10 protein-coding genes are annotated in these 12,883 nt (G+C 33.4%); 1 reads left to right on the top strand and 9 read right to left on the bottom strand.

Features of this window, described 5'->3' with window-relative positions; all coding sequences use genetic code 11:
- Positions 1–12 precede the first annotated feature (12 nt).
- From PBV87_RS02425 to PBV87_RS02410, 4 genes are all read right to left on the bottom strand, one after another.
- Positions 13–1,677 carry a sensor histidine kinase gene (locus PBV87_RS02425; RefSeq protein ID WP_271011015.1) on the bottom strand — a complete coding sequence of 555 codons (1,665 nt, stop codon included), beginning with the start codon at positions 1,675–1,677 and terminating at the stop codon, positions 13–15.
- Positions 1,678–1,824: 147 nt separating this feature from the next.
- Positions 1,825–3,480, bottom strand: coding sequence for an ABC transporter permease (locus PBV87_RS02420; RefSeq protein WP_271011048.1), 1,656 nt, complete (start codon positions 3,478–3,480; stop codon positions 1,825–1,827).
- A gap of 7 nt (positions 3,481–3,487) precedes the next feature.
- Positions 3,488–4,606 carry an ABC transporter ATP-binding protein gene (locus tag PBV87_RS02415; RefSeq protein WP_271011014.1) on the bottom strand — a complete coding sequence of 373 codons (1,119 nt, stop codon included), beginning with the start codon at positions 4,604–4,606 and terminating at the stop codon, positions 3,488–3,490.
- Positions 4,607–4,703: 97 nt separating this feature from the next.
- Positions 4,704–5,717: an ABC transporter substrate-binding protein gene (locus PBV87_RS02410; protein ID WP_053985844.1), complete on the bottom strand. Its 1,014-nt coding sequence runs from the start codon at positions 5,715–5,717 to the stop codon at positions 4,704–4,706.
- 232 nt (positions 5,718–5,949) lie between these two features.
- Here PBV87_RS02410 and PBV87_RS02405 point away from each other — a divergent pair, with 232 nt between their 5' ends.
- The gene (locus PBV87_RS02405) at positions 5,950–7,932 is read left to right on the top strand and encodes a methyl-accepting chemotaxis protein (RefSeq protein WP_271011013.1); all 1,983 of its coding nucleotides are present in this window, start codon (positions 5,950–5,952) and stop codon (positions 7,930–7,932) included.
- 98 nt (positions 7,933–8,030) lie between these two features.
- Here the strand turns inward: PBV87_RS02405 and PBV87_RS02400 are convergent, their stop codons facing one another.
- The 5 genes from PBV87_RS02400 to PBV87_RS02380 form a co-directional block, all read right to left on the bottom strand.
- Entirely contained in the window at positions 8,031–8,978 is a 948-nt protein-coding gene (locus tag PBV87_RS02400) for a calcium/sodium antiporter (protein ID WP_271011012.1), read from the bottom strand.
- Positions 8,979–9,238: 260 nt separating this feature from the next.
- A complete protein-coding gene (locus PBV87_RS02395) occupies positions 9,239–10,207 on the bottom strand; it encodes a siderophore ABC transporter substrate-binding protein (RefSeq protein WP_271011011.1) in 969 nt (322 codons plus the stop codon).
- A gap of 27 nt (positions 10,208–10,234) precedes the next feature.
- Complete coding sequence (locus PBV87_RS02390) at positions 10,235–10,987, bottom strand: iron ABC transporter ATP-binding protein (RefSeq protein WP_271011010.1); 753 nt, start codon at positions 10,985–10,987, stop codon at positions 10,235–10,237.
- Positions 10,984–11,937, bottom strand: a complete 954-nt coding sequence (locus PBV87_RS02385) for an iron chelate uptake ABC transporter family permease subunit (protein WP_271011009.1) — start codon at positions 11,935–11,937, stop codon at positions 10,984–10,986. Before PBV87_RS02385 ends, PBV87_RS02390 begins: the two co-directional genes overlap by 4 nt.
- Positions 11,927–12,847 carry an ABC transporter permease gene (locus PBV87_RS02380; protein ID WP_053985850.1) on the bottom strand — a complete coding sequence of 307 codons (921 nt, stop codon included), beginning with the start codon at positions 12,845–12,847 and terminating at the stop codon, positions 11,927–11,929. Before PBV87_RS02380 ends, PBV87_RS02385 begins: the two co-directional genes overlap by 11 nt.
- Positions 12,848–12,883 lie beyond the last annotated feature (36 nt).

Genomic DNA, 12,883 nt, shown 5'->3' with positions numbered 1-12,883 from the left:
TCTCCTTAAATCTTATGAGTTCAAAAGTGGTAGTGTAATTTTAATAACTGTCCCTTCATCAAGTTGACTAATAATACTTAATCCATATTGCTCTCCATACATCAATTGTATACGTCTATGCACATTATATAATCCTATATGTTGATTGCCCTTCGTATGTAAAATTTCATTAATACTTGCTACCTTCCCAGCACTCATTCCCTTTCCATCATCATAGACCACAATAACTAGTTGTTCCTCTACTGCACGTATGGAAATCTTAATGGTAAGCTTCTTTTGGTTATTAAAGCCATATTTAATTGCATTTTCAATGAGTGGTTGTATAGTTAGTTTGGGTACTTTATAAATCTCTGCTTGATCATAGACATCTATAGAATATGCAAAACGTTCATGAAATCTAAATTGTTGAATTTCTAAGTAACTTCTTGTATAACCAAGATCCTCTTCAATAGTTACCTCCGAAAGGCCTCCATTAATGCTATAACGCAAAATAGATGATAGATTCAAAATGATTTTATAAGCAGTCTCTTGATCTAGTTTCATGGTATACCTTAACATTTCTAACGTATTAAATATGAAGTGAGGATTAAACTGACTTTCTAATTGTTTAATTTCTGATTGAATACTGTGACATGCCTTTTCTTTATTCAGTTCGATTAAAGCTTTAATGTCCTCTAACATTTGGTTATAAGCAGTTGCAATAAATTCAAATTCATCTTGTGTTTTTATGTCTAAATAAGTTTCTAAGTTACCCCTTTGGACTTCCTCAATTCCTTTTACAATCTTATCAATTACCTTTGTTTTATCATTAGCCACCTTCTTTGCCGCAAAAGATAGAGCACCTAATAATACAATAATCATAATAAGTAAGAACAAAAAGCCCATTCTTAATAAATCATCTAAGAAACCTATAAATGAAATCGTATAAACATATAAATTTTCTTGAAAAAGTGTAGATCTTGATATATAGACATCATTATCTATTAGTTTTAAATATCCCGTTTCATCTGCTAAGTCATTCCTGACTTTGCCGTTTTCATTTTTAAAGCTCTCATTGGTCGTAAGAATAATATTTTTATGCCTGTCTGTAATCATGATATTATACTGACTATTTTTCCCTACCATATTCTTTAGGCTATCTTCCTTAATGTCAAATACAATAAAGCCTACAATTTCTTCGCCTTGGGTAATCGCCTTACCTATAGAAAGAATCGTAAACTTATCATGTCCTAAGTAAGTTCTATTTGGCATAGTCCATGCTGTATCAGGCTCCAGTCTCATCTTCTTAAAAATCCCCCAATTATAAGTCTGTGTACTATATTCAGGAATTAACGTTGTATTACTCATAAGAATTTTATAGTCTGTATCAAAAATATAAAAGTTACATTGTAACTCTCTTTGGCGCATGAACGTATAAATATCTTCATACCATTTCTTCTCGTCTAAATGACTTATCTCTTTACTTAAAAGGTCTGCCAACTTCTCTGCCTTTATCTCATAAAAGTTTAATTCACTTTCTAGTTGACTTGCTAATACTTGTGTATTTTGCTCATTTCTTTTGGTTTGAGCAATATAACTCATACTATATAAAAAGATATAGCACCCTACACATAATAAAAGGGTTGGAATCAATGCATAAACAAAGAAAGACCTTCTTATCTGTTCACTAAAACGCATTCATCCCACCCCTTATTAACTTATTCACATTTTAAATACTGTCATTCTACTTTTTGCTAACGAGTTATGCACATACTTCACATTATTTTGTTAATTATTTGTTATTTTCTATTAAATTTTAACATATTTTCTTTTTATCCACAATCCTTAAAGACTAACCTCTTTACTTCCAGATAACTTAAAGAATATGAGTAAAGAAATAACTGTCGTTAAAGTTAGAATTGTAGATAACGCTGCTGCTGTTCCATAACTGGCCCTTATAACTTCCGTATAAATTGCAACAGACATAGTCCTTGTAGAACCCGTATATAAAATAACAGAAGAACTTAACTCATTAATAACTGTAATCCAACTTAAAATGGCACCAGATAATACCCCTGGTAGCATCATCATCGCTGTGATTTTGAAAAAAGTCTTGACTGGTGAGGAACCTAAACTAATAGAAGCCTCCTCCATACTTGGACTAATCTGATAAAGAATAGCCGATGAAGACCTTAATGTGTAGGGCAAACGTCTAATGACAAAAGCCACAATCATAATCATAGCTGTTCCACTTAGTAAAAGGGGCTTGCTGTTAAATGCAAGCAATAATGTAATACCTATAACAGAACCCGGAATAATATAAGGGAACATGGTAACTGTATCAATAAATCCTGTAAAAATATTACGTCTTCTTGTTGAAAGATAAGCTATAAACATCCCTAATAATATAATAATCACAATTGCTACTAGCCCAAATAGATAAGTATGAGTAATACTATCACCAAGCTTATTGAAAACTTTAATATAGCTATCATAGGAGAACTCTTTTACAAACATAGAACCCTTAGTCTTTAAGAAAGACGTGTAGATCACTGTAAGCTGAGGAATAATAGATAAGAATACAACAAAATAGATAAACAAATGCATAAGAACATTTTTATAACCTTTTAATGCTTTAGGTTGAATAGGTCTTAAAGAACTCATGACAAAAGATTTCTTATTTACAATATACTTCTGCCCTAAGAAAAGAACGGCAGTAATCAAAACCATGATTGTTGCCATTGCTGCTGCAAAGTTACCATCCCCCCCCATCTCACCTACAAACTCGGAATAGATAAGAACAGGCATAACATTGTATCCTTCTCCAATAAGCATTGGCGTACCAAAGTCTGCTAATGCATTCATAAAAACTAATAGTGCGCCTGATAAAAGGGTAGGTAATATAAGAGGCATAATAATGGTTACCACTTTTTTCACTGAACTACATCCTAAACTTTCTGCTGCTTCACTTAAAGACACATCTATTTTCTTTAAAGCACCGGAGACATAAAGATAAATAAAAGAATATAACTTTAAAGTAAAGACAAGTACAATCCCATTAAAACCATAAATAGTTGGTATTTGTATATTGAAAACTTGGTTAAAGAATTGTGTAATCACACCACTACGTCCACATAAAATAACCCAAGAATAGGCGCCAATAAACGGTGGTGATAGCATAGAAATAATAATCAATATTTCCATCAAACCTTTTAACTTTACTTTATAAGAAGTCATAAAATATGCCATTGGTACACCTATGAGTACTGCACACACAGTAGCACAGGTCGTTACTGCAAAACTATTAAATAACCCTTGATAATAATATTTCTTAGTGAAAAACCGACTAAAGTTCGCTAGACTACAAGCTCCCGTTGCTGGATCTTTAAAGCTACTTATAAGCAATGAAAATAATGGATAAATTAGAAAAAGGGCAAAGAGCAGAAAGATGATAATGGTAATCACTGACCAAAAATCCCATTTTATTTTTAAGCGTTTCACCTTTGTTTCATTCATATCTTCTCACATCCTTAATGAGACTCTTCTCACCATCTGCTGTAAACACATTCATCTTTTTGGCATTCGGTACCAGATGTACCTTCTCCCCTACATCATAGATACATGTTGCATGCCCAATATCTTGTGAAACTTCTACTGGTGGTAAATTAGGTACAATCATCTTCTCCTCAACTTCTACTTGATACGTGTTATATTTCCCGAGAAAAGTACTTGTATGAATCGTTGCACTTAATCCATCTTCTGCAAATTTAAATTCTTCTGGTCTTACTGCAATACATACTTCTTGCCCATTTTCAACTGTCTCTAACAAATTATCCATTTCAACTTCATAGCCATCATTAAAGACTACAAAGGTATGCCCTTCAAAGCACTTGATATGTCCTTTAAATAAATTGGAAGAACCTATAAAAGTTGCTACAAATTGATTATAAGGTCTTGTATAGAGTGTATGAGATCTATCAATTTGTTGGATAACCCCATCCTTCATAACCGCAATACGATCTGAAATAGAAAGTGCCTCTTCTTGATCATGAGTAACATAAACCGTTGTAATCCCTACTTCTTTTTGAATTTCTCTTATAGCTGAACGCATTTCAATACGTAATTTGGCATCTAAGTTAGAAAGAGGTTCATCCATCAGAAGTACACTGGGATGGATCACTATTGCACGTGCAAGTGCAACTCGTTGCTGTTGCCCACCTGATAATCTTTCTGGTAAACGTTCTTGATAATCACGAATCTTAACAACATCTAAAATATGATCAACTTTTTCTTTGATTTCTGCTTTATTAAGTTTACGTAATTTCAAGCCATACTCTACATTTTCTCTAACTGTCATATGTGGGAAGATGGCATAGTTTTGAAATACCATTCCAATATTACGCTTATGCGCTGCAACATCATTAATACGTTTTTTGTCAAAATAAATGGAACCATCTTCTATGGAATTAAATCCTGCTATCATACGTAATAGAGTGGTCTTACCACATCCGGAAGGTCCAAGTAATGTAAAGAATTCTCCGTTTTTTACTTCTACTGATAAATCTGGAATAATAGTCGTTTCCCCAAACTTTTTAACTACATTTTGAATTGTAATAGCAACACTCATGGAATCCCCTCTTTTCTACGTTAAAAAGGGCTATCGCAAAAGCCGCCCTGCTCATCTTGGGAGAAGGCATTTTTACGATGGCCCCTTTGCCTAAACATTATTTTGTATAGATTTCTTTGAAACGATCAAGCCATACTTGTTTATTAGAGTTAACTACATTAATATCATCTTCAATGACCTTAATATTTTCATAAGGTTCAAGACCTTTTCCACCTGTAATATCACTACGTACAGAACGTCTATTAAGTTCTTCAGTAATCATTGTTTGAGCATCTTTGCTTGTTGCAAAATCTACGAATGCTTTGGCATTGTCCATATTCTTGCAGTTTTTGATAATATAGATTCCATCTGGTTTAACAATGGTTCCTTCTTCCATGTAAACCACTTTTACAGGGGCACCTGAATTGACATATTTCGCAGCACCTTCCTCAAATGTAAGCCCTACTGGGTATTCACCATCTGCTACACCTTTATAAACAGCTGATGAGCCTGAAAGTAACGTATTATTTGTATTCTCCATGAATTTTTCTACATAGTCCCAACCTTGTTCTGGGTCACCATTTCCCATTGCATAAAGCATATTTACTAGGTGCTCAAAAGATGAGGAAGATTTAGCTGGATCAGCCATTGCAATTTTGCCTTTAAGTGCTGGATTTAGTAAGTCTTCATAACCATTAACCTCAATATCCCCGATAATATTTGTATTAATCATAATAACACTCGGTACAGCAGTAAAGCGTGTCATATTACCTTCTACATTCTTATAAGCATCTAAAATAGCTTCTTCATTAACAGAGGTATAAGGTTCAAAATAATCCTTAATAGGTTCTACTGTTGTGATTGTTCCTCCCCAAAGAATATCACCTAGTGGATTGTCTTTTTCAGACTCTACACGTTTCATAAGCTCTCCAGTCCCAGCAGCGATTACTTCTACAGATACACCTGTTTCGGCTTCAAATTCAGCTACAAGTGGATCAATAAATTCAAGTGGATGAGGGCAGTATACAACCAAATCTCCTCCCTTTGCTTCTGCCCCACCAGAAGCTTTAGCACAACCACCTAAAGATAATGCCATTGTAAGAGCCATCAAACCTGCTACTAATTTCTTCATATAAAATCCCCGTTCATTCTTAACGCTTACTTATACTTATATCCTATCATTTTTATCATTTTTTTCTATCCTTATATCTTTTTATTTATACCCAATACTGAACATTTGAATAATATTTACTACGCTATCAAAATAAAGTATAATTTAAAACAGTATCTTTACCCTCATTATTAATATCTTAGCAAGAAGGACATGAACCTTACTTATTTAACTACATCAAGGAGGCCTCAAGATGAATACCAAAAAACGTATACCTATTCAAAGAGCAATTTTACAGATTTCTCTCATCTCAATTATCGTTACCAGCTTAATTTTATCTGGAATGTTTATCTCTTACACCATTAAATCTAGCCAAGCCATATTAGATATTAATATGGATAGTTTTAATACTAGTGTTTTAGAACAGATTAATGATCCTATTGAACAGGCTACACAAATTTTACAAAATATAAAAAATATACCTATTATTAAATCCTGGGATGGTTCTGATGAAGAATGCGAAAATTTAATGAACTTTTTCAACGAAATCCTAGCTCAATCCCCTTTATTTACCCATATCTATGTAGGCTTTGAATCTAAGCAAATGGTTGCCACAGGCTCTGTACCACCAGGCTATGACCCAACCATTCGACCTTGGTATCAAGAAGCTCAAAATACTAATCGTTTAACTGTTAGTAAACCTGAAATAGATGTCGCTACAAATCATCTTGTAGCCTCTATTAGCACGCCTGTTACAACTCTAGATAGTAACTTTAATGGTGTCATTGGTGTAGATGTTGATCTCTATACACTTGATAACATTATTAAACAGCAACTAGATAACCTTCTTTTTAAAGAAAGTAAAGTATTTGCATATACGAATGATTTTATGATTGTCGCTTCTTCTGAGAAAGATGTTATAGGAACAAATCTAAATGATTTAATTCCTAACTTTTCACCTGAACTGACTGAAATTGAAATAGATGGAACAACTTATTTAGCAACTACTGCTCAAGATAAAGTGGGCTATCAACTTATTACACTTTCTCCTAAAAAGTTAGTTTATGGCTTTGTCTTTAGAGAAATGTTCATTGTTTCTATCGTTGTACTGTTCATTCTTATCATTGTTTCTTTACTCATTACATTCTTTACAAGGAAGTTAGCTAAGCCTATTGAAGCAATGACTACTGTTATGAATGCAGCTAGAGAAAAAGACTTAACAAAACGTGTAGATACCAATACTATTCCTATTCAAGAGTTATTCCTTGTATCTGAAAGTATGAATCAACTAATGGACAGTATGACTAGCCTTATTAATACACTTAGCCATTCTTCCCAAACGCTAGCCTCTGATACCCATTTTACTCAGACAGCTATTAGAGAAAACTGTATGACCTGTGAAGAAATTGCTTCAGCTGTTACTCATATTGCTGAAGGTGCAACAGCTCAGACAATGGCTACTCAAGAAAGTATTGCTATTTCTCAAGAACTACATAGTTGTATTCAATACAGTGTTGAACAAACAACACAGATGTTACGCTGTTCTTCCTTAGTAACTGAAGCTATTGGCGATGGTGTCAATCATGTAAGTTTACTAGAAAAGGCTTTTGAAAATAATAAAGTTACCTTAGCATCTCTTCAGACACAAAGTGTAACGATTGATAATAACTCTAATAAAATCCAAAATATTGTAGGTACTATCCAACAAATTGCTGCTCAAACCAATCTTCTAGCCCTAAATGCTTCTATAGAGGCCGCACGTGCTGGTGAGTCTGGACGTGGATTTGCAGTAGTTGCAGAAGAAGTACGTAAACTAGCAGAAACTTCTTCTCATTTTGCTTCTGAAATTGAAATGATTGTTTCTGAGAACATTAAAAATGTTAAGCTTCTTAATCATCATGTTGAATCTTTCCTTACTTCACAGCATACCATGCAAGAATATGGTCTAAATACAAGTAAAAGCTTTGATAATATCCAGCATAGCATTGAAGATATGGACAAAATCATCCATGATATTGCACAACAAATTCACGTTATTGATCAAGGTAAGACGACTTTAGTAGAAAAAATCGAACACGTGGCTAATGTTGCTACAAATGCAGCAAGTGCTACTGAAGAAGTCAGTGCTTCTACTGAGGAACAAGTATCTGCCCTAGAAAATATTATTAAAGGCACCACACATATTGTTGAACTTGCAAATGATTTTAAAACTATTACAGAGGAATATCGTATCTAAATAAATTAAAAGGGATGTATTGAAATGACTAAGTCATTTCAATACATCCCTTTTCTTATAAACAAATATTAATATATATACCTAACTTTACTACATTATTATCTCACAATAATATAAGCCATATATGCTACATAAGTTGCTACAAGGATTCCACCTTCAACACGGTTAATACGTTTACTCATAGCAAAGAAGTAAGTTATAACTGTAATAACAATCATAATAAACATATCTGTAAAGATTGCACCACTTAACTCAATTGGATTAATCGTTGCAGATACCCCTAAAATAAGGAATACGTTGAATATACAAGAACCAATAACGTTACCTAATGCGATATCACTTTCACCTTTTCTTGCCGCTACAATAGATGTAACAAGTTCAGGTAATGATGTTCCTACTGCAATAATTGTAAGACCTACTAATGTTTCACTCATTCCCCATGCAAGAGCAATATTAGTTGCACTGTCTACAACAATATCTCCACCAACAACAATCCCTGCAATACCACCTAATGAAAATACAATCCCTTTCCAAAGAGGCATGCCTTCTATTTCCTCTTCCTCTTCACCATTTGCTCTAGCTTGAAGAGCAACTTCAATTAAATAGTACATAAAAATGCCAAAGAAGATGAGTAACATGATTCCATCTGTACGAGATAAAATATTAGCTGATCCACTTCCTAATACTGTATCTATTGCCATAATGAATAATGCTATTCCAGCAAGAATTGTAAATGGGAATTCTTTAACTAAAATAGACTTTTTAACAACTAAAGGACAAATCATAGCTGATACCCCAACTACCATTAAAACGTTAAAGATGTTTGATCCAACTACGTTCCCAACAGCAATACCGTTTTGTCCTTTCATAGCTGATGTAATACTTACTGCAAGCTCTGGAGCACTTGTTCCAAAAGCTACAATTGTTAAACCGATAATAAGTGCAGGTACTTTTAATGTTTTAGCAATAGAAGATGCACCATCTACGAAGAAATCAGCACCTTTAATTAAAAGTACAAAACCAATTAATAATAAAATATAATCCATCGCCTTATCCCTCCTGTTTCCTTTTTAAGTCAAGTAGCATAAAAAAACCTTCAGAATAATAGGTAGCACAAAGCTAGCTTATTATTCTGAAGGTCTTGCATCAAGATCGTTCTTGTTAATTAACCGAGTACCAACTTGGTACTGTCATGACGACTAATTATCACTATAAATAGTGTAGCTACTCCCCTTCAAGGTGTATAAAGTTGTCTACACGTTATTATAGCATATTTTCTTGGTTTCGCAATATTAATCCTTTCGGATTATTGAATCTCGGCACCAATTGCTGTTGCAATATCTTCTAACATAAGTTGTGTAGAAGTAAATCCACCACCTGATAAATACCATGGCTCAGGACTTAAATATACGATTTGTCCTTTTTCATAAGCTTGTGTCTTTTTCACAAGTTCATTTTCAATAATTTCTTTAGCAGGTGTTGCATCACCCATAATTGCTCCTCGATCAAGTACAAATAAGAATTCTGGGTTTTTCTCTAAAATATATTCAAATGAAATCGTTTGTCCATGTGTTGCATCTTCTAATGTTGTATCAACATTGCCAAATCCTAAATCATTAATGAATGAAAAACGTGAATTGTTTCCATATGCATTAACTGATCCATCATTTACAAGTGTAATAAGAGCATTTGCATCTTCTGCTTTTACCTTTTCAGCTACAATAGCCATTTTTTCTTCTATAGCTTGTAATCTTGTTTCAACTTCTTTTTCTACTCCAAAAAGTTCACCAATAAGTGTCATGTTATCTCTAAATGAATTAATGTACTGTGTATTGTCTATTGCCATAGAAATAGTAGGTGCAATCTCACTTAATTTTTCATATAAACTTGCTTGTCTACCACCAATGATAATAAGGTCTGGTTGTACACCATAGATTTTTTCCATATCTGGTTCTTTTACTGAACCTACATTTACAATATCTTCTGTGTTAAAACCTTCAAGATATGATGTTAAACTATCTGTTGGAACTGCTGCAACAACTTCTTCTAATCCAAGTTCTTGAAGTGCATCTAAAATACCAAGTTCAAATACAACAACTTTTTTAGGATTTTTAGCTACAGGAGTTTCTCCTAAAGTATGTGTTACTGTTAAAATTTCAGTTGCATCTCCTGCTCCTTCTACTGAGGCTGTACCTCCCATACCTTTTAATGCTACAAATCCTGCTATTATAAGGAGAATAATACCTCCTACAATTATCCCTACTTTTTTATTCATTCTAAATCCCTCTTTTCTTTCTTTTTATTAATAATACACACAAATGTTTTGTCCATTCAGACTATGAATGTCAAAATTCATCTCATAAATTTCTTCTAAAACTTGTTTTTTGATAATTTCTTCTGTTTTACCTGCTGCTGCTACACGACCTTTTTTAAAAGCAACAATATAATCAGAATAGCAAGAAGCAAAGTTTATATCATGCATAACGATAATCACTGTCTTACCTAACTCATGGGCTAACTTTCTAATGACTTGCATCATTTTTACCGAATGGTGCATATCCAGATTATTAAGAGGTTCGTCTAATAAAACATATTCTGTATCTTGGGCAATAACCATTGCAATATAAGCACGTTGTCTTTGGCCCCCACTTAATTCATCTAAATATTTATGTTCTATATCTGTAAGCTCCATATAATGAATTGCCTCATCTATTTGCTTCTCATCTTCTGGTGTCAAACGACCTGCAGAATGTGGGAATCTCCCAAAGCTTACGAGTTCTCGAATAGTGAGCTTAAGGTGATGATGATTAGATTGCTTAAGTATCGCTAACTTTTTCGCTAAGTCGTTGCTCTTATAGGCTTCTAGTGATTGCCCATCTAACATAACTTCACCATTATCTCTAGCAATGAGTCTTGTAATCATTCCAAGTACTGTACTTTTACCTGCTCCGTTAGGGCCAATAAAGGATGTTACTTGACCTTTTGGAATAGTTACAGAGACATCTCCTACTACTGTTTGTTTGCCGTATTTTTTTATGAGGTTTAATATTTTCATGTTTGTTTGCTCTCCTTCAATAAAAGGTAGATAAAGTACAGACCACCTATTAAATTCACAACTACACTTAAAGTTGTTGTAAAGCCTAATACTTGTTCAACAATCAACTGCCCATAAAGTAAGGTAATACCGCCAAGCATCATTGAACCTAGTATTAAATAACTATGTTTATATGTCTTTAAAATTTGTCTTGCCACATTTACAACTAATAGCCCAAGGAAAGTAATCGGCCCAATTAAAGCGGTTGAAATGGAGATAAGGATAGTAACAACCACTATTAATTTTTTTACAATCCTATCATAATCAACCCCTAAGTTAATTGCATGGTCTCTTCCTAATGTCATAACATCTAAGTATTTTAAGTCATCCCATACAAACGGAATGAGTAAAAGCATAATAATAATTGCTATAGTAAGAATAGATGTATGTATGTTATTAAAACTGGCAAATAAATTATTTTGCAAAGCTAAAAATTCATTTGGATCAATTACACGTTGCATAAAGGATGATAGGCTTCCAAACAAAGTTCCAAAGATCATCCCCACAAGAAGTAAGAACATGAGATCGCCTTTACCTCTTTCAAAAAGCACTTTATATAGTGCAACTGAAGCAAAGATCATAACAGTTAAAGCAATCATAAAATTATATTGTTTGTTAACAATAAGTGGGCTAGTTGAACCTAGTACAAAAACGATAAAGGTTTGAACTAATACATAAAGAGAGTCTAACCCTAGTATACTTGGTGTTAAAATATGGTTATTACTAATGGTTTGAAACACTACTGTTGCACCACCTATACAAAAGGCACTAAGTAACATTGCAAATACTTTAGGAATACGATTTTTCATGGCATAGTCAAAATATGACCATTCCACTCCCACAAAGAGGAATAATACAATGCCAACGATGAGTAACCCTGTGAGCCAACCTATTTTACGTTTAGCTTGCATAGTTTTTCCTCCTTAAAATTAAATATAAAAAGATAACGCTTCCCACTACACCTACTGTAAGTCCTATTGAAATCTCATAAGGATAAATCACAATACGCCCTACTATATCACAAGCAAGTAAAAATACTGCCCCAATTAATGCTGTATCAATAAGCGTTCCTTTTATACGATCACCTTTATAAAGTGAAACAATATTAGGAACAATAAGTCCTATAAAAGGAATACTTCCAACCGTAATAACAACACTTGCTGTTACCAGTGCTACAACACCTAATCCCATATATAAAATACGGTTATAGTTCACCCCTAAGTTGGTTGCAAAGTCTTCACCCATACCAGCAATATTAAAATGATTTGCATAGATGAATGCAATCATTACAAGTGGTATACAAAGATAAAGCATCTCATAGTTTCCTTTTAAAATCATAGAAAAATCACCTTGCATCCAAGCGCTTACATTTTGCATAATGTCATACTTATAAGCAATAAAAGTGGTAATAGATCCAATAATGTTCCCAAACATAATCCCTACTAATGGAACAAATACTACATTTTTGAAGGTTATTTTACGAATAATAACCATAAATGTTACTGTACCAACAAGTGAAAAAATAAATGCCATCCCTGTTTTAAAAGCTATTGTTGCACCTGGTATCATAACCATTGCAATAACTATTCCTAACTGTGCAGCATCTATTGTCGCACCAGTTGTAGGTGATACAAATTTGTTGCGACTTAATTGTTGCATGATAAGTCCACTAATACTCATTCCCACTCCTGCCATAATCAAACTCACAAGACGTGGCAAACGACTAATAATGAATACATCTGTGTTTAAACTGGTAGCACCAATCAAAAGTGATGCTAAAGATAATGTAATCATAAGTATAATTAATAGAAAACGTTTCATTATTTTGTTCCGTCTCTTTCGATATTGATAATTCTT

It is taken from the genome of Holtiella tumoricola (genome assembly GCF_027857615.1).
GTDB classification, from domain to species: Bacteria; Bacillota; Clostridia; order Lachnospirales; family Cellulosilyticaceae; genus Holtiella; species Holtiella tumoricola.
This window is presented reverse-complemented; position numbering and strand designations above follow the sequence as displayed.

Excerpts from the sequence above, each read along its gene's own strand:
- PBV87_RS02390 (WP_271011010.1), bottom strand. The coding sequence starts at position 10,987 with ATGAAAATATTAAACCTCATAAAAAAATACGGCAAACAAACAGTAGTA.
- PBV87_RS02405 (WP_271011013.1), top strand. The coding sequence starts at position 5,950 with ATGAATACCAAAAAACGTATACCTATTCAAAGAGCAATTTTACAGATT.
- PBV87_RS02425 (WP_271011015.1), bottom strand. The coding sequence starts at position 1,677 with ATGCGTTTTAGTGAACAGATAAGAAGGTCTTTCTTTGTTTATGCATTG.
- PBV87_RS02380 (WP_053985850.1), bottom strand. The coding sequence starts at position 12,847 with ATGAAACGTTTTCTATTAATTATACTTATGATTACATTATCTTTAGCA.
- PBV87_RS02415 (WP_271011014.1), bottom strand. The coding sequence starts at position 4,606 with ATGAGTGTTGCTATTACAATTCAAAATGTAGTTAAAAAGTTTGGGGAA.
- PBV87_RS02410 (WP_053985844.1), bottom strand. The coding sequence starts at position 5,717 with ATGAAGAAATTAGTAGCAGGTTTGATGGCTCTTACAATGGCATTATCT.
- PBV87_RS02395 (WP_271011011.1), bottom strand. The coding sequence starts at position 10,207 with ATGAATAAAAAAGTAGGGATAATTGTAGGAGGTATTATTCTCCTTATA.
- PBV87_RS02400 (WP_271011012.1), bottom strand. The coding sequence starts at position 8,978 with ATGGATTATATTTTATTATTAATTGGTTTTGTACTTTTAATTAAAGGT.
- PBV87_RS02385 (WP_271011009.1), bottom strand. The coding sequence starts at position 11,937 with ATGCAAGCTAAACGTAAAATAGGTTGGCTCACAGGGTTACTCATCGTT.